Genomic DNA, 22,611 nt, shown 5'->3' on the forward strand with positions numbered 1-22,611 from the left:
AGATCTCCGTTCTGTGTTGGGTCTTGGTCTTCGTGTCCCGGAGCCGGGCTTTATGCCTGGGTCCGGGCATCCGCCTCGTTCAGCCTCATCAGCTTGCGCTCTCGGGCGGCGTGAACAAAGTGGCTGAAAATGCGCCGGTGTCCGGCATGGTAGAGCAGGTATTCCGGGTGCCACTGAACGCCCATCAGCCACTGGTCACCGGTATTTTCAATAGCCTGGACAAACCAGTCGTTGTCTACCGCCACGACCCGCAAGCCTTTGCCGAGCCGCATGATGGCCTGGCTATGGATACGATTGGCGCCAATTGCGGGGCTGTGCATCAACCGGCCGAGACGGCTGTTCCGGACCAGTCTGACCCTTTGCATGGGCAGTAGCAGTGGCCGATGCCGGGTGTGAACCCGCAGCGGTGTCACGTTCTGGCACAGCGAGCCGCCATGGAAAACGTTGATCAACTGGGCGCCCCGGCAAATCCCCAGCACGGGCAGTTTCAGCTGGCGGGCGTCGGCCAGAAGCCGCTGGTCGGTCTGGTCCCGGCGGGTATCATAGCGGGCGGTTACCGTTGACTGTTGGCCGAACAGTTCCGGGGCCACATGGGTGCCGCCAGACAGCACCAGGCCGTCGAGCATCGAGACATCCACCGTTGAGCCCGGGCGGATGTAATGGGTTCTCGCGCCATGCAGTTTCAGCCCCAGGTTAATCAGCCGGTGGGCGAGACTGCGCCTCGCCGGCCCGCTGATTCCTATGGTCAGGCCCGGGAAATCCGGGCTGTCGACGGCGTTATCGGACATAGCCCCGGTCGTGCAGCCACTGGTTGCAGGTGTCTGGCCAGCTTTGGGTCAGGTTGCGCAGGCTCAGTTTGCGGCTGTTTCGAAACGCTTCCCTGAGTTCCGCCAGCTCTGCGGCATTGTTGGCCAGCTGCTCCAGCACCACCCAGTCATTCCATACCGTAGAAAAATGCCACTGCGGGTTGTCGATGTCGCAATCGGGCAGGCGGTAGTGCAGGGTCGGCCGGCTCTTGATGCGTTCGTCTTCAACGAATTCCGCCAACAAGCGGCTGTCGAGGTGCGCGAACAATGGCAGCAGATCCAGAGCCTTGTTGCGGGTCGGGTTGTATTTCAGGTAGTCCCGCATCAGCTGTTCGACGTCTGGAGCGTAATCGTCCTCAAGCAGTTTGTCAGTGTAGGTGCTGCTCCAGGGTTCAATGTAGCTGGTGAATTTGCGGCTGATGTCCACCTGATGACGACCTTTGAGCCACTCGTAGAGCACGGCAAATGCCTGCAGGTAACGCACCAGAGTGGGCGCCTCCAGGTCCGGCAGCTCCGGGTTCAGTTGCAGCCCGAAGGCATAGTACAGCGCTTCCCGGCTGCCCAGGGCGCCGGCTTTTCTCAGTTCGTCACACAGGGTCTCGATGCGCTCGAGCGTCGAAAACGGCAGCGGTGGGCTGACGATCTCCAGGGGCACGATCTTCTCCGCGGCCGCATCGATCACGTCCATGGCCTGGCCACCGAGTTCGCGCACGGACTCCGGCAGGCGCTCATCCTGGAGATCCAGATCCTTGATCGGATCGGAGTCCAGTTCGATGGTGAATTTGCCCAAGTCGGTTTCCAGCTCGGCGACATACCGGGATGCAGCATGTGCGTCGCCGGACAGCAGTTTCTCCGAGAGTCTGACCAGGTCCTCGTAACTCAGTCCGGACAGTTCGATTTCGACGCCGACACGCCGCTCTTCGCCGGATGCGGTTCGCAGTATGTCCGGCATCCTGCACGCCTGTGATTCGCTCATTCCTGTGCCTCCACAATAGGTTGCCGTTACCTTAACACAGACCCCAACAGGGTGAGCCCGGGGCTTGCTGACAAAAAATACAGGAAGCAGTCTTTACACTGGATAAAACACTGTATATAGTCAATTCACTGTATATAAAAACAGGATAAACGGGGCAACCTCATGAAGCTGACAGCAAGGCAAAGCCAGGTACTGGATATTATCCGGCGCTACGTGGATGAAACCGGATACCCGCCGACCCGCGCGGAAATCGCCGCGGAACTTGGGTTCCGCTCAGCCAACGCCGCCGAGGAGCATCTGAGGGCGCTGGCGCGCAAAGGCGCGATTGAGATGGTTCCGGGCGCAAGCCGCGGTATCCGGTTGCCTGAGGCGGAAGCCGACCTGGGCCTGCCGGTGATTGGTCAGGTGGCGGCCGGTAGCCCGATCCTGGCTCAGGAGCACATCGAAGACCATTGCACCCTGAAGCCGGACTTTTTCTCGCCCTCAGCGGACTATCTGTTGCGGGTAAGAGGCATGAGCATGAAAGACATCGGCATTCTGGATGGCGATCTGCTCGCGGTTCATCGCACGCAGGACGTTCACAACGGTCAGGTGGTGGTGGCTCGTGTTGGCGAAGAGGTCACGGTGAAACGCTTCAGGAAAGAGGGCAACAAGGTATTCCTGATTGCGGAAAACGAAGAATTCGTCCCGATTGAAGTCGATCTGCGGGAGCAGGAGATCTTTATCGAAGGGCTTGGCGTAGGTGTTATCCGTCGTTCGGATATGCACTGATCTCCAACGGTCAACCAGAAGACGAGGCGCATCATGGAACAACTCAGCTTTAATCAGAATATGGCGTATTCCGGCTCAGCATTCGGCTTTCAGGCGCCGGCCAGCCATCTGTCGGGAAAGTCAGCCGTTGTTCGGGCCGGTTCCGCCAGAGCTAAGCGAGCCGACCCTGCTGCGCCGGTCACAGGTAACGTCACTGAGATTATTCTGCCGGAGGGTCAGGTAGAGAATTTTCAGCTGCTGTTGCCCATGCTGACCCAGTTGAACCAGGAGAAGCGCTGGCTGGCATGGATCGATCCGCCTCAGGCGCTGGTCAGCAAGTGGCAGAAGATGCATGGCATCGTAGCAGGTGAGCTGCTGGTGTTGCGCTCAACGCCGGATTACCCGGCGCGGGATCTTGCGGAACGGGCGCTCAGCGCCGGAACCTGTCATGCGGTCGTGATGTGGACCCGCAAGCTGGGCCGGGAAGGTCTGGAAGCGCTACAGAAGGCGTCCGCTCAGGGCAACAGTCATGGGGTGGTTTTGCGCCAGCGCTGAGAGCGCTGGCGGATCTCACTCAGTGGAGGGTGTAGGACGGTTGCGCGTCCTGTGCTTCCGCGTCGTCGTCTTCCCAGTCAATATCGTGCGCAACATTGCCTACCGCTTCAATGCCAGCCGCAATCATGGCTTTGGCAACTGCCATTTCGCGATCTTCCATCATGTCGCGGGCCTCTGACGAAAACGAAATGCGGACCAGTGGTGCGGCATCGTCGTCAATGCGACGCAACGCATAATCGCCATCGCTCAGTTGTACAATTTCGAAAAAAGATGGTGACATTCACATAACCTTTCAGTTGTATTCGACCCTGTGGTGCCTCGCGATTTACCACTCGCTGTGGCGTTCTTCCAGGGTATCGGCGAATTGTTTCAACGCGTCGAGCACTTTACCCAGAGCAGCCGCAGAACGGTCAGGACCGGAATCCGCGGATATCGCAATGATATTCTCCGCACTGACCGTTTTTCGAGTTGCCGGTGGCTTGGCCTGCGCGGCCTCCAGTTGATCCAGGTGGTTCCACCAACTGCCGCCTTTGCGCGCCAGAGTCAGCAACTCAGCGGTTTCCGGGTTGTCCTCTCCAAGCAAAGTGACCAGTGCCTCCAGCGTTTCGGGATCGCTTTGCTTCTGTTGGTACAGCTTCGCAACCATGATCAGTAACAGGCGCCTTGCCCGCAGCGTCAGCTCAATGCTGCCCTGTAGACCTGCTTCCCGCTGCAAGGCGTCACTGGCGTCCTCCCCGCTGGAGGGGGTGTCAGCCTGCCGTAACAGCACCCGGGCCATGAACAGCTTTTGGGAAACCAGTGAATACCACTGTGACGCCATGATTACCTGCCAAAAAAGATGGACGGCCGAGTCGGGAATAAGCGCCCATTAAATTAATTCATCAGCTTATCATATTTACAGTTGCATTTCCTCCCCTGTGTTGGTCGTCACGGGTTTAACAAGAAACTACAAACATTCACTTGAAACGCCCGTTTGAATTTGGCAAAAAGGCCGCCCGCTGAACGAGATTTGAGCGATTTCAGCGGTTCGCAATCGCGAGCGGAGAGCACTGTTTTTTTGCGGCAGGGCGGTCAACGGCATAAGGGAGGTACGTTAAATATGCGTAAGCATGTGGTCACAGGTGTAGCGTTAGCATGGTTGGGAATGTCCGGCACTGCGACGGCCGCCGTCACGCAGTCGGAAGCTCAGAGGTTGGGCAACGAACTCACTCCGGTCGGTGCCGAGAGAGCAGGGAATGCATCCGGTAGTATCCCCGAGTGGACCGGAGGGCTGACAACGCCGCCTGCTGACTGGAAGTCGGGGCAGGTGGAAACCGACCCGTTCCCCGAAGACTCGCCGCTGTTCATCATCACTGCAGAGAACCTTGATCTTTATCGCGACAGGCTGACGGCCGGGCATATCAAGATGCTTGAGCAGTACGGCCCTGACTTCTTAATGCCGGTTTATGAGACACGTCGTACCGCGGCCTTCCCTGAGCATGTGTATGACAAGTTTCGGGAAAATGCAGTGTCCGCTGAGCTGCTGGATAACGGCAACGGTGTCCGCGACACCATCATGACCAGCCCGTTCCCGATTCCCGGAAGCGGTCTGGAGGTGATCTGGAACCACATTCTTCGTTATCGTGGCGAGGAGCTGTCGTTTCGCAGCGCATCTGCCACTCCGCAGGTAAATGGCTCCTACAACCCGGTGGTTAACGAGTACAATTATTACTTCGCGTACAGCCGCCGTGGGGCCGATCTGGACGATATTGATAACAAGATCTTTTACCTGAAGACCGACACCATTGCGCCATCAAATCTGGCCGGTACCATTACCCTGGTCCACGAAACCCTCGATCAGATCCGTTCCCCCCGGTTGGCCTGGCGTTACGATGCCGGCTCACGCCGTCTGCGTCGCTCGCCGAATTTGGCTTACGAAACCGACCTGCCGAATTCTTCTTCTCTGCGGTCGGTGGATCAGAAGGATATGTACAATGGCGCGCCGAACCAGTACGACTGGGAGCTCAAGGGCAAGCGCGAAGTGTTTGTGCCCTATAATGCGTACCGCCTGCACGAGAAAGAGGTTCGTCCTGATGATGTGATCCGCCCGGGTCACATCAACCAGGAACTGGCCCGTTACGAACTGCATCGCGCGTGGGTTGTGGAGGCAAGGCTGCGTACAGGCATCAGCCACATCTACTCCCGCCGGGTCTTCTATGTCGATGAGGACAGCTGGCAGATTCTCGCGTCAGAGGCATACGACGCAGAGGGTAACCTGTGGCGCGTATCGGAAGCCCATAACATCAGTTTCTACAGCGAACCGGTGTTCTGGACTACCATGGAAATGACATACGATCTGAAATCGGGTCGTTATTACATCGACGGTCTTGATGACGGATTCTCGGCATACAATTTCGCGCCGGGTTTCCGTGGCAACCAGTTTACGGCCTCCGCAGCCCGCCGGGCGGCGCGTCGTTAACAGGCAAGAAGGGCAGGGGCGAGGCGCCTGCCCGGCTCATCTGGCCCTACGTCAGGCGCAGGAGATACACCCCATGGCTGAGACTTCGACGCACATGCAAGCACTGGACCGGTTGATCGAGGGCCTGGAGCAATCGCTTGAGGATCAGGAATGGGATCGTCTCACCGAGCTGAACAGCCGCGTGCGCGTGACCGTTGAGCCGATTATGGCACAACTGGAGGCCGGCGAGCTGGAAGCCGAGCCGGTCCGCGAACGTCTGGCCAGGCTGCAAACTTTTTGCGACGCTGCCAGTGCGGGAGCCTCGGAAGCCCGCGATGAAGCCCGTCAGGCGCTGAAGGGCGTCAACCGTAACCGTACCGCAGCACGCGCGTATCAAAACGTTTCAACGAACCGCACCAAATAGCGTCATAAAATTGACTCTCACGCTTTTAAAGTCTTAAATATCGCTCAAATCCTCTCAGAGATGTAACGGGATGCCGAAGAATAACAAAATGCTGGTGCTGAGCGAGGACGACACTCGCCGCCGCGACATGGTCACCATTCTGGAGTTCATCGGAGAAGAGCAGGTTATTGCCGGTGATGAAGCCAGAGCGCTGCTCGCCACGGGTGATGAGACCGAGTTGGCATCGGTATCGGTCGCGATGCTGGACGGCGAGGACGCGAGTGTCCAGCAAACCGTCTCCGAGGTTTGCAGCAAACTGCAGGGCGTGCCGGTGCTGATGGTGGGCGACCCTTCGCTGAAAGGCGTTGCCGATGATGTTCTGGCCCGTATCATCGCCCGTATGACCTGGCCATTGAGTTACACCAAGTTCGTGGATTCACTCTACCGGGCGCAGATTTTCCGGGATCAGTTCATCCATTCCAAAGAGCGAGGCCAGCAACGAGGTCTGCAGCTATTCCGCAGCCTTGTCGGCACCAGCCGTCGGGTACAGTCGGTTCGCCAACTGATGCAGCAGGTGGCTGACAAGGAAGTGAGTGTGTTGATCACCGGCGAATCGGGCACCGGCAAGGAGGTGGTGGCCAGAAACCTGCATTACCACTCCACCCGTCGGGACAAACCTTTCGTTCCGGTGAACTGCGGCGCCATCCCGGGGGAGCTGCTGGAAAGCGAGCTGTTCGGCCACGAAAAAGGCGCCTTCACCGGGGCCATTACCGCCCGGGTGGGTCGTTTCGAGATGGCAGAGGGCGGCACCCTGTTTCTCGACGAAATCGGGGACATGCCCCTGAACATGCAGGTCAAAATACTGCGGGTCCTGCAGGAGCGCACGTTCGAGCGAGTCGGCAGCAACCGGACCCTGTCCGCCGACGTGCGCATCATCGCGGCCACTCACAAACATCTGGAAGACATGATCGGCAGTGGTGATTTCCGCGAGGATCTCTACTACCGCCTGAACGTGTTCCCCATCGAAATGCCGGCTTTGCGGGAGCGGGTGGAAGACATTCCCCTGCTGATCAACGAACTGATCTCCCGTATGGAAAAAGAGAAGCGCGGCTCCCTGCGAATGAATTCCGCTGCGATCATGAGTCTGTGCCGCCATGACTGGCCCGGAAACGTCCGTGAGCTGGCAAATCTGGTGGAGCGCCTGGCGATCATGCATCCCTATGGTGTGATCGGGGTTCAGGAGCTTCCGAAAAAATTCCGCTACGTGGATGATTACGACGAAAACCGTCCGGTCGAAGATTCCGGCATGCCATCCGGCGTGCCCGGTCTTGTCGGGTTGGATGCACCGGCGTTGTTGCCGGTGAACGGTCTGGATCTCAAGGATTATCTGTCCAACCTCGAAAAGCAGTTGATTCAACAGGCCCTTGATGAGGCCGGTGGCGTCGTTGCCCGTGCCGCCGAGAAATTGCGGATCCGCCGCACCACGCTGGTGGAGAAGGTGCGCAAGTATGGGCTCCGGGAGGAAGAGGAGTCCGAAGACTCCTGACCCTGTTCCCGTAACATAACGACCCATCGCCTACGTCAAACCTTCGTAACCACCTCCGCTTCCGACCGGGGAAACCGACATAAAACCGTCGTTTCCCCAGCGCCATGTTTTCCTGACCTCTGAAAAATATAGAAAAACCCGAGTTGGCATGATGCTGGCTTAAGTCCCTGCAAACAAACCATCCGAAGAGTTTGACCCGTTGGTCGGGTGAGTCAGGGGACGCGTTTATGAGTCAGCTACATTTTGTTGTGCAGTCATCCGCCAAGCAGGCCCAGGCCAATGCGGCGGCGGATGTGAACGACAAGGTTACCGCTCTGTTTCCACAGCAGGACGACGAAGCCGTGGATACGGCACTGGAGCTCTTCAACCAGATGTCGCGGCAGATCACCGACTCCTACCGCACCCTTGAATCCCGCGTGAATCAGCTTTCCGGTGAACTGACGGCAGAATCGCTGCAGCGCCAGCAGGAGCTGGAAGAAAAAGAGCAGCTGGCGGACCGACTCTCAACACTGCTGAACGCGCTGCCGGCCGGCGTTGTCGTACTGGACAAACAGGGCGTGGTGACTCAGACCAACCCCGCCGCGATCGGTCTGCTCGGCGAGCCCCTCGACAACGAGCGCTGGGTGGACGTCATTCGTCGCTGTTTCGCGCCACGTCGGGACGACGGTCACGAGGTGTCCCTGAAAGACGGGCGCCGGGTCAGCATTGAAATCCGCACCATGGAAAACCAGCCGGGCCAGTTGATCCTGCTCACCGATTTGACAGAAACCCGTCACCTTCAGGCGCAGCTGGCCCATGCCCAGCGTCTGTCCGCCATGGGCAAGATGGTGGCATCACTGGCCCATCAGATTCGCACACCGTTGTCTGCGGCGATTCTCTACGGTGGCCACCTCAGCCAGGACGACCTGGATGAAGAAATGCGCCAGCGCTGCGTATCACGGCTGATGTCACGGCTGACCCATCTTGAGCAGCAGGTGCGAGACATGCTGATTTTCGCCCGCGGGGAAACCCGCCTGGCGGAGGAGCTTTCCGCGGAGACCCTGGCCAGCGCCGTGGGTTCCGCTCTGGACGGCCTCAAACTGGCGCCGGAGGTTGAGGTCCGGCTGGACAGCCATGTCAGTGACAGTCGGCTGATGTGCAATCGGGACGCCCTCGTGGGCGCCTGTACCAATCTGGTGAACAACAGCCTTGAAGCCGGCGCCACCCGGGTGGTGGTCCAGCTATTCCCCGCCGGCAACGAGTTGGTGATCCGTGTCGTGGACAACGGCCCGGGGTTCGACGCAGCGCAGTCCGGTCAGCTGATGGAAGCGTTTTACACCACCAAGTCTCACGGTACCGGGCTGGGGCTCGCCGTGGTGCAGGCTGTGGTGAAAGCCCATCAGGGGCGGTTTGCCATTGAATCTTCGCAGCAGGGGGGGGCAGTGGCGACACTGACCCTGCCGCTGGTTGGAAAATAACGAACAGTCATTGGAGGCAACCATGGCCAAAGCCCGGATTCTGATAGTTGAGGATGATCATGATCTGCGCGAAGCGCTGGTGACAACGCTGGAACTGGCAAAGTTCCGGGTGTGTGAAGCGGCGAACGCGCAGCAGGCCCTCGCCCGCCTGGCGGAGTCTTCCGTGGATATGGTGGTCAGCGATGTCAACATGCCGGGCCTGTCGGGTCACGAGCTGCTGGCGGAAGTTCAGCGCCTGTACCCTGGGCTACCAATGATGCTGATTACCGCTTATGGCCAGATCAGCCACGCGGTGTCTGCCATGCAATCCGGTGCCATTGATTATCTGGTCAAGCCGTTCGAGCCCCAGGTTTTGGTGGAGGCGGTCACCAAAGTGGTGGGCGGTGTCCGCACAAAACTGAGCGATGAGCCGGTGGCGGAAGACCCCATCAGCAAACGTATGTTCCAGCTGGCCGCGAAAGTGGCGGGGAGTGATTCCACTGTGATGATCTCGGGGGAAAGTGGCACCGGGAAGGAAGTGCTCGCCCGCTACATTCATCAGCAGTCGCCACGGGCCGACCAACCTTTTGTGGCCATCAACTGCGCCGCGATCCCCGAAAACATGCTGGAAGCGATTCTCTTCGGTCATGAAAAAGGCGCCTTCACCGGTGCGGTGGCGTCATCGCCGGGCAAGTTCGAGCAGGCCAATGGCGGGACCATTTTGCTGGATGAAATCTCCGAGATGGACCTGGGTCTGCAGTCGAAGTTGCTGCGGGTGTTGCAGGAACGTGAGGTGGAGCGCGTCGGTGGGCGCAAAACCATTTCCCTGGATGTGCGCGTGGTGGCCACCACCAACCGGGATCTCGGGGATTATGTCCGCGAAGGCAAGTTCCGCGAGGATCTCTACTATCGGCTGACGGTGTTTCCCATGCACTGGCAGCCATTGCGGGAGCGGGTGCTGGACATCATGCCGTTGGCCAGCTATTTGCTGAAAAAGCACTGTCGCAAGATGAAGTTGACCGGCATCAGCTTTGCGCCAGACGCTCGCACCGCGTTGATGAGTCACGGCTGGCCGGGCAACGTGCGCGAATTGGATAACGCCATTCAGCGGGCATTGGTGCTGCACCAGGGCAACGTGATACATGACGCCGACCTGTGCCTCGAGCTCGGGATTACCGGGCGGGTGGATCGCGGCCCTGCCTCGTTCCCGGCCGCGCCGGTGCCTGATCGTAACGCGCTTTCCGAGATGCCGGAGTCCCGGGCGGGCATGCCGGAGCCGGATGCCACCGGGCAATCCCCGCTCGTCGCCGACAGTGCCGCGTCACTGGGGGATGATCTTAGGCAACAGGAGTTCCGTATTATTATCAGTACGCTCAGGAAGGAGCGCGGCCGCCGTAACCGGGCAGCCGAGCAACTCGGTATCAGTCCCCGGACCCTTCGTTACAAGCTTGCCCAGATGCGGGATGCCGGTATTGACCTGGATTCCGAACTGGCCATGGCTTGACCCCACTGCTTCACACAGAATGCAAAGGCACGATTCAGGGCACCCCAAGGTGCCCTTTTTTTCTGTCAAATCCCCGTCACCAGCGGATCCCTCCCTTCCTGAATCCCTCGTAATGCAATGAAAGAAAAGACTATTCCCTCGTTGGCCTGGTGTTTGCTTTATAGCCACTAACAGAATCAGAGTTCAATGGATGGTTGTCAGTCAGACCACTCCGGGGAGTCAGTTATGGTCGAGCGTGCAGATATCAACAGTGTTTTGTCGGAAATCCGCAACATGCGTTCGCAGATGATGCAGAATCAGCGTGTTGAGCAGGATAACAACATCCGTGGTCGGATCGACGGCCCCGAGCGAGTCGACAAGAGCCCCGAAACCCCGAGCTTTGGGGATATGCTCAGCCGCGCAGTGGGCAATGTGAACGAACTTCAGCAGACCTCTGGCGATCTGAGAACGGCCTACGACATGGGCGATCCCAATGTCGATATCACTCGGGTGATGATCGCCGCGCAAAAGGCGTCAGTCTCCTTCGAAGCCCTGACCCAGGTTCGTAACCGGGTGGTTCAGGCCTACGAAGACATCATGAACATGCCGGTGTAATAGCGGAGTAACCCAATGGCCAGCGTACCTGCAGAAACCGCCAAAATGCCGGCAACCGCCGATAACGACAACACGGAAAGCCGCAGCGATCTGCTGTTCGGTTTCAATCGGCTTAATCTGCTGCGCCAGGTTGGTCTGATGGTGGGCCTGGCGGCCAGCGTTGCACTGGGTGTGGCGGTCGTGCTCTGGGCGCAGGAACCGAACTATCAGCCCGTGGTGGGGGACATGTCCGGTTACAACCCGCAAGACATTACCTCGATCCTCGATCAGAACGGTATCACCTACCGCATGGACCCTCGCTCCGGGGCCCTGCTCGTCCCATCGGATGAAGTCTACAACGCCCGTCTGAAACTGGCTGCTGAGGGCGTCACCGATGAGAAGACCATGGGCTACGAGCTGCTGGACCAGGATCGCGGGCTGGGCACGTCCCAATTCATGGAAACGATCAGTTTCCGCCGTGGTCTCGAGGGCGAACTGGCGCGAACCATTGCGGCTATGCGTGGTGTCAGATCGGCGCGCGTTCACCTGGCCATTCCGGAGCGTTCGGTGTTTGTCCGCGATGCCCGCACGCCCACCGCATCTGTGTTTCTTGATGTTTTCGCCGGGCGCAAGCCTGAGAAAGAACACATTGCCGCCATCGTGAATCTGGTGGCCGGCAGCATTCCCGGCATGAGTAAAGACAACGTGACGGTAGTGGACCAGAATGGCAGCCTGCTGACCGGCCGCGAGGGCAACAGTAACAGCCAGCAGATCAAAGATCAGTACGACTATACCAGCCGCGTTGAAGAGCGCCTGACCGGACGAGTCGCGTCGCTGGTCGGTCCGATTGTCGGTGACGGTCGCTATCGTGCGGAAGTGACAGCCGATCTGGACTTCTCGTCGGTTGAACAGGCGGAAGAGCTGTTCAACCCAGAACAACAGGCTATCCGCAGTGAGCGTGAAATGAGCGAAGAGCGCACCGGGGGCGGGGTAGGGGGCATTCCTGGCGCTTTGGCGAATCAGCCGCCGGCTGCGGCTCAGGTGCCGGAAAACGTCGAAGGCGAGGATGGCCAGCCAGCGCCACAACCGGTCAATGTGCGCCGTGAATCCACCCGTAATTACGAAATGGATCGCACGGTCAGTTACATCCGCCAGGAGCTGGGCCGGGTGAAACGCCTGACCGTGGCACTGGCGGTCGATGACATGAAGGTGGTTGACCCGCAAACCGGCGCAGTCAGCTATGAGCCCTGGCCCGAGCAGGAGCTGCAGCGCCTCAATATGCTGGTGCGGGATGCCGTGGGCTATTCTGCCGCCCGGGGCGACAGCGTGACAGTGATGAACACGGCTTTTGCTGCCCAGGAGCAGATTGAATTCGAGAGTCCGGGTTTCTGGACGCAGCCCTGGTTCTGGGACCTGATGAAGCAGGTGCTGGCGGGGCTGGTCATTCTGGTGCTGGTGCTGGGCCTGCTGCGCCCGACGCTCAAGAGCCTGTCCGGTGGTGGCCGTAACGAGCGTCGCGACAGCAGTGACGAGGAAAACTATGGAGGCCTGAACCAGATCGAAGGCGGCGACGCACTGCGCCAGGCCATGTCCTCCCAGGACGAACTGCTGTTGCCGGGGGCAACGGACAGCTATGATAGACAGTTGAATGCACTGAAAGGCCTGATTGCCGAGGACCCGGCCCGGGTGGCTCAGGTCATGCGCCAGTGGGTGAATGTCGATGACTGAAGAAACCAATCGTCCGGCGGAGGTTGCCCAGACGGCACCGCAAAAACCGCAACGCAAGATTCCCCGGGTGGAGCAGGCAGCCATACTGCTGATGTCGCTGGGTGAAACCGATGCGGCGGAAGTGCTCAAGCACATGGGTCCCAAAGAGGTGCAGCGCGTCGGCGTGGCCATGGCCCAGATGCGTGACGTCAGCAAAGACGACGTCAACTTCGTGCTCAACCAGTTTGTGGAAGCCGTCGGTGGCCAGACCGGCCTCGGCGTCGGCAACGACGACTACATACGCAGCATGCTGACCCAGGCGCTGGGCGACGACAAGGCGTCCAGCCTCATCGACCGTATTCTGATTGGCGGCAACACCACCGGTCTCGATACTCTGAAATGGATGGAGCCCCGCGCGGTCGGCGATATCATTCGGTACGAACACCCGCAGATTCAGGCCATTGTCATCTCGTATCTGGATCCGGATCAGGCGGCGGAGATCCTCGCCACTCTGGATGACAAGGTGCGTCTGGATGTCATGATGCGTGTGGCGTCTCTGGAGAGTATCCAGCCGCAAGCGCTGCAGGAACTCAACAACATCCTCGAGAAGCAGTTCTCCGGCGGCTCGGCCGCCCAGACCAGCCGGATTGGTGGTGTCAAACGAGCAGCGGATATCATGAACTTCATGGATCGCAGTGTTGAAGGCGGGCTGATGGACTCCATCAAGGACATGGATCCGGATCTGGCGTCCACCATCGAGGATCTGATGTTCGTCTTCGATAACCTGAGGGATATCGACGATCGGGGTATCCAGGCGCTGCTGCGCGAAGTGTCTTCGGAAGTGCTGGTTGTTGCGTTGAAAGGCGCCGACGAAGGTGTACAGGACAAGATCTTCAAGAACATGTCGAAACGAGCGGCCGAACTGCTGCAGGACGACCTGGAAGCCAAGGGGCCGGTCCGGGTCAGTGAAGTGGAGTCTGCCCAGAAAGACATTATTACCATTGCCCGCCGTATGGCCGAAGCCGGTGAAATCACCCTCGGTGGCGCTGGCGAAGAAATGATGTGATGAAAGACAGCGAGAAAAGCCTCAACCGCATCCCCAAAGAGCAGCTCACCGCTTACGAGCGTTGGGAGTTGCCGCTGCTGGATGCCCGTGGCAACGAAGTGGCACGGGAGGAGGAGCGGGACGTCAAACCACTGACCGCGCAGGATATTGAGGATATCCGCCAGGCCGCCCGGGAAGATGGCCACGCCGAGGGTCGTGATGCCGGTTATCAGGCCGGGTTCAATGAAGGTCGGGAGCAGGGCCACAAGGACGGCCATGAGGCCGGTTTTGCCGAGGGCCGCGCGGTAGGCGAGGCGGCCGGCCTGGAAGAAACCCGCAAGGAAACCGAATCCCGCATGGACCGCCTTGAGCACCTGATGGGCGAGCTGTTGATACCGATCCGCCGCCACGAAGACGAACTGGAAACGGCGTTGATCAACCTCACCACAGTGCTGGCGCGCACCGTGGTTTACCGTGAGCTTTCCATCGATTCCTCCCAGATTCAGCAGGTGGTGCGCAAGGCCATGGCCGCACTGCCATCTACCAGTGACAATGTACGCATCCACGTTCACCCGGATGATGCCCAGTGGGTCAGGCAAGTGGCGGAGCGATTCGAAGCCGCCAGCGCGGTGGTCGAGGACGACACCCTTCTTCCCGGTGGCTGTAAGCTGGAAACCCGCCATAGCCTGGTGGATTTCACCGTGGAAAAACGCTTCCAGAAAGCCGTGCAAAGCATGCTGGATCAGCAGTTGAACACCGAAGAGATTTCTGACGGAGAGGGCCTCAACGTCATGATGGATGACCTTACGGATTTCCATCGGGATGTGCTCGGCAACAGCGTTAGCGATTCCAGTACCAAGGACGAGGGCGAGGACGATGATCGGCAACCTGGCTGATCGCCTCGACCGGTTGCAGGGTTCCCTGAACAAGGAACCCGAGCCAGAGCTGTCCGGACGGCTGACCCGCATGGTGGGTCTGACCCTGGAATGTGTGGGGTGCCCCATGGTGGTGGGCGATCGCTGTGTGATACAGGGCCAGGGCACCGGCAGCGTGGAAGCCGAAGTGGTCGGCTTCGAGGACGATCGGGTCTACCTCATGCCTTTGACAGCCATCGAAGGCTTGCGTCCGGGTGCGAGGGTGGTGCCCCTTTCCGCCGCCAGCCGCGTGCCGGTGGGGCCGCAGATGCTGGGCCGTGTGGTCGACGGCAGTGGCGAGCCGCTGGACGGCAAGGGCCCGCTGCAAACCGAGGCTCGGGTCTCCATTCACGGTGATATTATCAACCCGTTGGACCGGGCGCCGGTGCGGCAGTCCATGGACGTGGGCATTCGCGCTATCAATGCACTGATGACCGTGGGTCAGGGCCAGCGCCTCGGCCTGTTTGCCGGCAGTGGTGTGGGTAAAAGTATGCTGCTGGGCATGATGACCCGGTTTACCGACGCCGATGTCACCGTGGTCGGGTTGATTGGTGAGCGGGGCCGTGAGGTCAAAGAATTTATCGAGGATATTCTGGGCGACGAGGGGCTGGCCCGTTCCGTGGTGGTGGCAGCGCCCGCGGACGACTCGCCGCTGATGCGCCTGCGTGCGGCGATGCTGACCACCCGTATCGCGGAATATTACCGCGATCAGGGCAAACGCGTGCTGCTGTTGATGGATTCCCTGACCCGCTATGCCCAGGCTCAGCGGGAGATTGCGCTGGCGGTGGGCGAACCGCCGGCCACCAAGGGTTACCCACCCTCGGTGTTTGCCAAACTGCCGCAGTTGGTCGAGCGCACGGGGAACGGCCGCCCCGGGGGTGGCTCGATCACGGCATTCTACACCGTGTTGACCGAAGGCGATGACCAGCAGGACCCTATCGCTGACGCTGCTCGAGCCATCCTCGATGGGCACATTGTGTTGTCCCGCCGACTAGCCGAGGAGGGGCATTATCCGGCCATCGATGTGGAAGCGTCCATCAGCCGGGTCATGCCCCAGGTGACCGAGCTGGAGCATTTCTCGCGGGCACAGCGGTTCAAACAGGTTTACTCCCGTTATCAGCAGGCCCGGGATCTGATCAGCGTGGGCGCCTATGTAAAAGGGTCGGATTCGGAAACCGATTTCGCCATGACCCACATCAGCAACATGCGGCAGTTCCTCCAGCAGGGGCTCAATGAGAGTTCGCCACTGGCGGAGAGCATTGAACAGTTGCTGGCGGTGGTGCCAGAGCGCCGCTCTCTTGAGCGCCTGAAAGCCGGTGTGCCAAAAGTTACCGGAGAATCTGAGTAATGCTGCGTTCCCGGCGGCTTGCCGTGGTGTTAACGCTTGAGGAGCGCAAGGAGCAGGAAGCCCTGGAAAAACTCGGGGAAGCCCGCCAGCAGGTTGAAGCCCAGCAGCAGCAGATCGACGACCTGAACCGTTACCAACAGGAGTATCGCGACCAGATCCGCAGCAACCAGCAGGGCGTGGTATCGGTGACCCGTCTGCAGGCCTGGCAGGCGTTTATCTCGCAATTGGATCAGGTGCTGCGGCAACAGCACAAACAGCTGGATATGCTCCAGCAAAAGTTTGATGAAGCGCGCCGGCAGTGGCAGATGGCCTGGGAGCGCCGCCGCGGCATGGAAAAGTACATCGAGACCTGTCGCCAGCAGGAGCAGCGCGAGCAGGACCTGAAAGAGCAGAAACTGTCCGATGAAGCCGCCGGGCGCGCGTTCGCCCGTCGCCGCCGCTAATTTCCCGTGAATTGCCGGCTTGAGCCGGGTGCAAATCATCGGCACTGAGCTATTCTTATCGGTGTAAAGCCTTTTCGGTCAATTCCCACGGAGGATCAGGAATGCCTATTCAGACGCGTCGCAGCGAAGACGGTCGCACCCTGACCATCAAAATTGAGGGGCGGTTCGATTTCAGCACCCACCAGGCCTTCCGTGACGCCTACGAACATGGTGATCAGGAGGTGAAGGCGTTTGTGGTGGACCTCACTGACACCACCTATCTGGACAGCTCAGCCCTGGGCATGTTGTTGCTGTTGCGCGATTACGCCGGCGGCGACAACGCCAGCATCCGTATTGAAAACTGCAACAGTGACGTTCGTCGTATTCTGGCCATATCCAATTTCGAGCAGTTGTTTGCCATCCACTGACCGGCAGTAAAACCCTCGACAGACACCTGGGGAGGCCCGTTGTGGAGGATGCACCATCCGATAATCAGCCACTTAGAATCCTGATTGCCGACGACAGCGACAGCGATCGCCTCATTCTGAAGACTCTGTTACGTCGCCTCGGCCATAAGGTGCTCGACGCCGCTAACGGCGCCGAGGCGGTGGAACTGTTCCGTCAGGCCTCGCCACAGATTGTTTTGCTGGACGCGCTGATGCCCCGCATGGACGGAATGGAAGCGGCGAGGCAGATCAAGACGTTGGCCGGCGAGCGCCTGGTGCCGCTGATCTTCCTCACTTCCCTGTCCGATGCCGATGCGCTCGCCCGATGCCTGGAGGCCGGCGGTGACGATTTTCTGACCAAGCCCTATAACCGGGTCATTATCGAGGCCAAGATCAACGCGTTTAACCGCATGCGCCTGATGCATGAAACGCTGAGCGATCAGCGGGATCTGATCCACGAACAGAATCGCAAACTCACCGAAGAACAGGAAATCGCCAAGCGGGTGTTCGAGAACGTGGCCCACACCGGATGCCTGGATGCCGCCAGCATTCGCCACCATGCCTCGCCCATGTCGATCTTCAACGGCGATATCCTGTTTGCCTGCCCACGGCCCGACGGTGGTATACAGCTCCTCATCGGTGATTTCACCGGGCATGGCTTGCCGGCGGCCATTGGCGCCATGCCGGTTGCCGAGATTTTCTACGGGATGACCAGCAAGGGGTTCAGCGCCAGTGACGTGCTGAGGGAGATCAATCAGAAACTCAAGCGTATTCTGCCGTCGGGCATGTTCTGCTGCGCCGCGCTGATTCAGGCGGATTTTGCCCTGAATCAGATTCAGGTGTGGAACGGTGGGCTTCCTGATGGCTGGGTTATTCGCACGGCCGCAGAGCCCGTCCAGCTGCCCTCCGCGCATTTGCCGCTGGGGGTGCTGGATGCGACCCGCTTCAATGCGGCAATGACCATCCTGAAGACCTGCCCCGGCGATACCCTACTGTTCATGACCGATGGTGTTATGGAAACCAGAAACGCCGGGGGCGACATGTTCGGCGACAACGGCGTGGCCGCCGCCCTGCGCGGTATCAAGGATGGCGAAACGCCGTTTGATGCAGTAATGGGCCGGTTACACGAGTTCTCCGGTGGCCTGCTTGAGCAGGACGACCTGACCCTGGTGACCCTTGAAATGGCCGACGGTGCCGCGCTGGAGGGCCTCTCTGACCGTTTGCAGCTGTCTGCGCTGGAAGGGCCGGCAGAATGGCGTTGCACCTATCAGATCCGCGACCGCACGTTGGGCCAGTTCAGCCCGCTGCCGCTGTTGCTGCATATCTGCATGGAAGTCCCGGGGCTGCGGCGTCGCAGTGGGGAAATCTACACTCTGCTGTCGGAGCTTTACACCAATGCCCTCGAGCATGGCATCCTGGGGTTACCGTCGGAGTGGAAATCAACCGCAGAAGGCTTCGGGCGTTACTATGAAGAGCGAGAAAAGCGGCTTAATGAAATTGAGGAGCACTTCATCAAATTCAGCCTCACCCATTCCATGACCGATTACGGTGGTCGGCTGGTGGTGGTCTGTGAGGATAGCGGCCGGGGTTTCGACTTCCACAAACACGGTCAGCCACCGGAGGCCGGGCGGGGTTATGCCGGGCGCGGTTTGATGTTGCTGCACCGTCTGGCAGGGCCGCTGACCTTCAGAGAGCGCGGAAATCATGTTGAAATCGTATATGATTGGCACTTTTCAGAGGCCGGAAAGTCAGAAAATCCGGCCGTCACCAAATCGGGGGTTAGTCATGAATGACAGACCGCACCTGGATGAAGAGGCTCTGGCTGAGCTTCAGGATGTGATGGAAAACGAGTTCGATGTGTTGATCCAAACCTACATCAGTGATTCGGCCGAGCGTGTGTCTGCGTTGCGGACGGCGTTGGAAGCCGGAGACGCCGACGCGCTCGCCAAAACCGCCCACAGCTTCAAGGGCAGTTCCATCAATATCGGTGCGCCACGTTTGGGGGCGCTGTGCATGGACGTGGAGGACGCCGGTCGGGCAGGACGTCTGGCTGACGCCGGGCCGATGCTGGACAGGGTCGAGTCAGAATTCCGCCAGGTTCAGGAGATGCTGGAAAGTTTCATGGTCGATTGAACCCGGGCTCAAACGAGAGTGGCATTGCTTTTGCTGTAACTCAGGAAACGAGGATGTTTCTTACTCCTAACCTGTAAAAGCGGCAAGAGGTTGCCATGTCCCAGATGGTTCTTCCACAAACCCCGGCCCCCGGGGCACAGCCCGACACTGGCGGCAAGAAGCCGCCAACCGGTTCTGAAAAATCCGCAGACAGTCGTTTCGATTCCGTGTCCCGCGCGGAGCAGAAGCGGCTTGACCAGAAACAGGCGGATCGCCGGGACGATGCCAGGGCCCTTGAAAAGGCCCGTCAGAAACCGGACGAGCGCACCGAGCCCCCGGCCGAGAGCGACAGGCGCGCGGACACCAGCGAGTCTGCCCGCAAAGCGTCAACAACCGCCACCGATGACACGCCGACCGAAGCCGGCCAGACCTCCGCCACGGAGGAAGAGGTCGCGCAAAACGGGGCAGCCACTGCCGACCTTGAGCCCCAGACCGATGCGGTAGCGCTGACCTTTGCCGAACTGCAGGCACTGGTGGTGCCAGCAACAGGCGCCGCGAACCCGGGGATGAGCGGTACCAACGCCATGAGTGCCAATTCAGGGGGTATGCCCGGTAGCATGGGGCAGCCTCCGGGTATGCAGGGTCTTGCCGGCGTGCTGGCCGGGCTACCTGGTATGAAAGGCATGATTCCGGGTAATCAGGCGGACAGCGGCGGCAAGGGCGCCAGCCAGTCTGCAGGCTTTCAGTTTTCTGAAGCGCTGACCGCGCTTGGTGCGGAATCCGGACGCGCCCAGGACAACACTTCGCTGCTGGCTTCCGGGCGGGTACAGTCCCTGGCGGACGTGTCTGGCCAGCAGTTGGCCAGCGCGACCGCCAGGCTGCCTGCTGAGGGCGCCGGTCTAAGGGGCTATGCCACGTCGGTGGACGTGCCGGTCGGACACGCCGAATGGGGCGACAAGTTGATCGGGAAGCTGGCCTGGCTGACGGCCAACAAACTGTCGGTGGCAGAGATTCATCTCACACCGCCGGATATGGGGCCCATGGAGGTTCGGGTGCAGGTCCAGCATGAGCAGGCTAACATCACCGTTCACTCAGCTAACCCCGCGGTGCGAGACCAGCTTGAACTGCACAGCCACCGGTTAAGGGACATGCTCAGTGAGCACGGATTGTCTCTCGAGCAGTTTGATGTTGCCGATTCGCCGCAGCAACAGGCGGGTGGCCAGGATGCGGGTGGTGAATCCGGTAACGCCGGCAACACCCCGGATTCCGACCTGGCGGGATCCGCTCAGGATGAACTGGGCGTTGCGTCCGGCGGCCTGGATCTTACCTGGAAAGGTGAAATCGATATTTTTGCCTGACCTGCCTGACCTGCCTGACCTGTCTGACGGGGCCCTCGGGCCCCGTGCTTTATTCTCCTTTGCCCATCCCTCCCCACAACGCTAAACTGCTGTTCTGAATCGGGCAATTTGGTCTTTTGGCCCATCCTTTGCTTGATGACTCTGAAAGGACCCAATACACCATCCGGATGACGGATTTCTGGCGAATCGCAATTTATGGCTGAAAACACGACCCCCGCGGCTCCGCCCGCAAAAAAAGGCAAGCTCAAACAGATCATCCTGTTGGCACTGGTGATCGTGCTTGCGGTGGCGCTGTCTGTTGTTGGCACTCTGTGGTTTCTCGGCGGCGGATTGCCGGGCATGTCCGAGGGTGAGGCGGCCCCGCAGGAAGCCGCGGAGTTGTTCGCACCGAGCGTCTACATCGATATCGAGAAAGCGCTGGTTACTACCGTTCAGTCCGAGGGTGGCGGACGTCAGCGGTACGCCCAGGTGTTCGTCTCGCTCGAGGCCGACAACCCTCAGACCCTGTCTGCGGCTGAGCTGCATATGCCGTTGATTCGCAGTCAGTTGGTCAGTCTGCTGGGTAGCAGTCAATTCCTGGAATTGCAGACCCCGGAGGGCAGGGCGGCACTGGCCGACAGCATGCTGACCACCATCAACCGGGTGCTTGAGCAGGAGGGTGAATCCCCCCTGAAACGGGTATTGTTCCGGAATTTTGTTGTTCAATGAAAAGTATTATGAGGCCCCGGTAACGGGCGGCTTGTCAGGGCAGGAAAACGTATGCAGGACTTACTGTCACAGGATGAAATCGATGCCCTTCTCCACGGTGTGGATGACGGGGACATCGATACCTATGAGGAAACCGACGAGGCCGGGATAAAGTCCTACGATCTGGCCAGCCAGGACCGGATCGTTCGTGGCCGCATGCCCACCCTGGAGATGATCAACGAGCGGTTTGCCCGTTACACCCGAATCAGCCTGTTCAATCTGCTTCGCCGCAACGCCGATGTGTCCACCGGCGGGGTGCAGATCATGAAATTCGGCGAATACATTCATACTCTGTACGTGCCCACCAGTCTCAATCTCTGCAAGATCCGGCCGCTGCGCGGCACATCGCTGTTCGTGCTGGATGCCAAACTGGTTTTCAAGTTGGTCGACAACTTCTTCGGCGGCGAGGGCCGTCACGCCAAGATTGAAGGGCGTGAGTTCACCCCCACCGAAACCCGGATTGTGCAGATGGTGCTTAACCAGGTCTTTCACGACATGAAAGAAGCCTGGCACGCCGTGCTGAAAGTCGATTTCGAGTACCTCAGCTCGGAAGTGAACCCGGCCATGGCCAACATCGTCAGTCCCAGTGAAGTGGTGGTGGTCAGCACCTTCCACATCGAGCTTGATGGCGGCGGTGGTGAGCTGCACATGGCACTGCCTTACTCCATGATCGAGCCCATCCGCGAAGTGCTGGACGCCGGGGTTCAGAGTGACATAGACGACGTCGACGAACGCTGGGTGAATGCTTTGCAGGAAGACATCAAGGACGTGAGTGTCCCGGTCAATTCGATGGTCTGCCGGCGAAGGATCTCGCTTCGTGACATCGCAAAATTGAAGACCGGTGACATCATCCCGGTGGAGATTCCCGATTTTCTGACGGTGACCGCTAACGGGATACCGGTGTACAAAGCCACCATGGGTACCCGTGACGGGAAACTGGCGCTGAGAATTCACGAGCGGGCCACGGGGCCCAAGGTCAAGAAACAACTGAAGGTGGGACGCAATGGCTGACGACAACAAGAAAGACGACCAGGAACTCAGCGAAGACGAAAAGCTCGCCGCCGAGTGGGAGGCCGCCATGGAGGAGACCGGTGACGACGAGGACTCCAGCGAGGACGATTGGGCCGCGGCAATGGCGGAAGCCGAATCGGCTGATGCGGGCGATGGCGACGGCGACGGCAAGGGCAGTGGTTCCAGCGTTCGTGCCGCACCCATGGAGGAGTTCGAGGAATCGTCCAAAATTTCCCAGGGCAGCGGCCCGGCACCGGATCTGGATGTCATTCTCGATATTCCGGTCACCATCTCCATGGAAGTGGGCAACACCCAGATTCCCATCCGCAACCTGCTGCAACTGAACCAGGGCTCGGTGATCGAACTGGACCGCCTGGCCGGTGAGCCGCTGGATGTCCTGGTCAACGGTACTCTGATCGCCCATGGCGAGGTGGTGATGGTGAACGAGAAGTTCGGTATCCGTCTCACCGACGTGATCAGCCCGGGCGAACGCATCAAACGGTTGCAGAAGTAAG

At 59.6% G+C, this 22,611-nt stretch carries 24 protein-coding genes; 20 read left to right on the plus strand and 4 right to left on the minus strand.

Features of this window, described 5'->3' with window-relative positions:
* Positions 1-50 precede the first annotated feature (50 nt).
* Both R0125_RS04950 and R0125_RS04955 read right to left on the minus strand, forming a co-directional pair.
* Positions 51-788, minus strand: a complete 738-nt coding sequence (locus R0125_RS04950) for a type 1 glutamine amidotransferase (protein WP_317237374.1) — start codon at positions 786-788, stop codon at positions 51-53.
* A complete protein-coding gene (locus R0125_RS04955) occupies positions 778-1,782 on the minus strand; it encodes an amidoligase family protein (RefSeq protein WP_248183912.1) in 1,005 nt (334 codons plus the stop codon). Before R0125_RS04955 ends, R0125_RS04950 begins: the two co-directional genes overlap by 11 nt.
* A gap of 162 nt (positions 1,783-1,944) precedes the next feature.
* On the opposite strand from R0125_RS04955, the gene lexA reads away from it, so the two are divergent.
* Together lexA and R0125_RS04965 are read left to right on the plus strand one after the other, a co-directional pair.
* Entirely contained in the window at positions 1,945-2,553 is a 609-nt protein-coding gene (lexA, locus tag R0125_RS04960; RefSeq protein ID WP_248183913.1) for a transcriptional repressor LexA, read from the plus strand.
* Positions 2,554-2,586: 33 nt separating this feature from the next.
* Positions 2,587-3,087 (plus strand): cell division inhibitor SulA, encoded by a 501-nt coding sequence (locus R0125_RS04965; protein WP_248183915.1) that lies wholly within the window; start codon positions 2,587-2,589, stop codon positions 3,085-3,087.
* A 19-nt stretch (positions 3,088-3,106) separates the two neighbouring features.
* Here the strand turns inward: R0125_RS04965 and R0125_RS04970 are convergent, their stop codons facing one another.
* Both R0125_RS04970 and R0125_RS04975 read right to left on the minus strand, forming a co-directional pair.
* A complete protein-coding gene (locus R0125_RS04970) occupies positions 3,107-3,367 on the minus strand; it encodes a hypothetical protein (protein ID WP_248183916.1) in 261 nt (86 codons plus the stop codon).
* Positions 3,368-3,412: 45 nt separating this feature from the next.
* Positions 3,413-3,907 carry a DUF6586 family protein gene (locus R0125_RS04975; RefSeq protein ID WP_317237375.1) on the minus strand — a complete coding sequence of 165 codons (495 nt, stop codon included), beginning with the start codon at positions 3,905-3,907 and terminating at the stop codon, positions 3,413-3,415.
* A 279-nt stretch (positions 3,908-4,186) separates the two neighbouring features.
* Between R0125_RS04975 and R0125_RS04980 the strand changes: the two genes are divergently transcribed.
* From R0125_RS04980 to fliN, 18 genes are all read left to right on the plus strand, one after another.
* Entirely contained in the window at positions 4,187-5,545 is a 1,359-nt protein-coding gene (locus R0125_RS04980) for a DUF1329 domain-containing protein (RefSeq protein ID WP_317237376.1), read from the plus strand.
* A gap of 73 nt (positions 5,546-5,618) precedes the next feature.
* Positions 5,619-5,948 carry an SOS cell division inhibitor gene (locus tag R0125_RS04985; protein WP_317237378.1) on the plus strand — a complete coding sequence of 110 codons (330 nt, stop codon included), beginning with the start codon at positions 5,619-5,621 and terminating at the stop codon, positions 5,946-5,948.
* A gap of 70 nt (positions 5,949-6,018) precedes the next feature.
* Positions 6,019-7,473, plus strand: coding sequence for a sigma-54 dependent transcriptional regulator (locus R0125_RS04990; protein WP_317237379.1), 1,455 nt, complete (start codon positions 6,019-6,021; stop codon positions 7,471-7,473).
* Between the two features lie 227 nt (positions 7,474-7,700).
* On the plus strand, positions 7,701-8,930 hold the full coding sequence (locus tag R0125_RS04995) for a sensor histidine kinase (protein WP_248183923.1): 1,230 nt from the start codon (positions 7,701-7,703) through the stop codon (positions 8,928-8,930).
* A 22-nt stretch (positions 8,931-8,952) separates the two neighbouring features.
* Positions 8,953-10,413, plus strand: coding sequence for a sigma-54-dependent transcriptional regulator (locus R0125_RS05000; RefSeq protein ID WP_248183925.1), 1,461 nt, complete (start codon positions 8,953-8,955; stop codon positions 10,411-10,413).
* A 225-nt stretch (positions 10,414-10,638) separates the two neighbouring features.
* The gene (fliE, locus tag R0125_RS05005; RefSeq protein ID WP_317237380.1) at positions 10,639-11,007 is read left to right on the plus strand and encodes a flagellar hook-basal body complex protein FliE; all 369 of its coding nucleotides are present in this window, start codon (positions 10,639-10,641) and stop codon (positions 11,005-11,007) included.
* Between the two features lie 15 nt (positions 11,008-11,022).
* Positions 11,023-12,714: a flagellar basal-body MS-ring/collar protein FliF gene (gene fliF / locus R0125_RS05010; RefSeq protein WP_317237381.1), complete on the plus strand. Its 1,692-nt coding sequence runs from the start codon at positions 11,023-11,025 to the stop codon at positions 12,712-12,714.
* The gene (gene fliG / locus R0125_RS05015) at positions 12,707-13,759 is read left to right on the plus strand and encodes a flagellar motor switch protein FliG (protein WP_282448436.1); all 1,053 of its coding nucleotides are present in this window, start codon (positions 12,707-12,709) and stop codon (positions 13,757-13,759) included. Before fliF ends, fliG begins: the two co-directional genes overlap by 8 nt.
* Positions 13,759-14,634, plus strand: coding sequence for a flagellar assembly protein FliH (locus R0125_RS05020; RefSeq protein WP_317237384.1), 876 nt, complete (start codon positions 13,759-13,761; stop codon positions 14,632-14,634). Before fliG ends, R0125_RS05020 begins: the two co-directional genes overlap by 1 nt.
* Positions 14,615-16,000 carry a flagellar protein export ATPase FliI gene (fliI, locus tag R0125_RS05025; protein ID WP_317237385.1) on the plus strand — a complete coding sequence of 462 codons (1,386 nt, stop codon included), beginning with the start codon at positions 14,615-14,617 and terminating at the stop codon, positions 15,998-16,000. The genes R0125_RS05020 and fliI overlap by 20 nt, the downstream gene beginning before the upstream one ends.
* The gene (fliJ, locus tag R0125_RS05030; protein WP_248183934.1) at positions 16,000-16,443 is read left to right on the plus strand and encodes a flagellar export protein FliJ; all 444 of its coding nucleotides are present in this window, start codon (positions 16,000-16,002) and stop codon (positions 16,441-16,443) included. Before fliI ends, fliJ begins: the two co-directional genes overlap by 1 nt.
* 101 nt (positions 16,444-16,544) lie before the next feature.
* Complete coding sequence (locus tag R0125_RS05035) at positions 16,545-16,850, plus strand: STAS domain-containing protein (RefSeq protein ID WP_248183936.1); 306 nt, start codon at positions 16,545-16,547, stop codon at positions 16,848-16,850.
* A 41-nt stretch (positions 16,851-16,891) separates the two neighbouring features.
* Positions 16,892-18,661 (plus strand): fused response regulator/phosphatase, encoded by a 1,770-nt coding sequence (locus R0125_RS05040; protein ID WP_317237386.1) that lies wholly within the window; start codon positions 16,892-16,894, stop codon positions 18,659-18,661.
* A complete protein-coding gene (locus R0125_RS05045; protein WP_248183938.1) occupies positions 18,654-19,001 on the plus strand; it encodes an Hpt domain-containing protein in 348 nt (115 codons plus the stop codon). Before R0125_RS05040 ends, R0125_RS05045 begins: the two co-directional genes overlap by 8 nt.
* A 95-nt stretch (positions 19,002-19,096) precedes the next feature.
* On the plus strand, positions 19,097-20,338 hold the full coding sequence (locus R0125_RS05050) for a flagellar hook-length control protein FliK (RefSeq protein WP_317237387.1): 1,242 nt from the start codon (positions 19,097-19,099) through the stop codon (positions 20,336-20,338).
* A gap of 195 nt (positions 20,339-20,533) precedes the next feature.
* Positions 20,534-21,046, plus strand: a complete 513-nt coding sequence (gene fliL, locus R0125_RS05055) for a flagellar basal body-associated protein FliL (protein WP_317237388.1) — start codon at positions 20,534-20,536, stop codon at positions 21,044-21,046.
* A gap of 51 nt (positions 21,047-21,097) precedes the next feature.
* Positions 21,098-22,096, plus strand: a complete 999-nt coding sequence (fliM, locus tag R0125_RS05060) for a flagellar motor switch protein FliM (RefSeq protein WP_248183941.1) — start codon at positions 21,098-21,100, stop codon at positions 22,094-22,096.
* The gene (gene fliN / locus R0125_RS05065) at positions 22,089-22,610 is read left to right on the plus strand and encodes a flagellar motor switch protein FliN (RefSeq protein WP_317237389.1); all 522 of its coding nucleotides are present in this window, start codon (positions 22,089-22,091) and stop codon (positions 22,608-22,610) included. Before fliM ends, fliN begins: the two co-directional genes overlap by 8 nt.
* Position 22,611: the final 1 nt, after the last annotated feature.

The sequence above is a fragment of the Marinobacter sp. M-5 genome (assembly GCF_032911545.1).
GTDB classification, from domain to species: Bacteria; Pseudomonadota; Gammaproteobacteria; order Pseudomonadales; family Oleiphilaceae; genus Marinobacter; species Marinobacter goseongensis.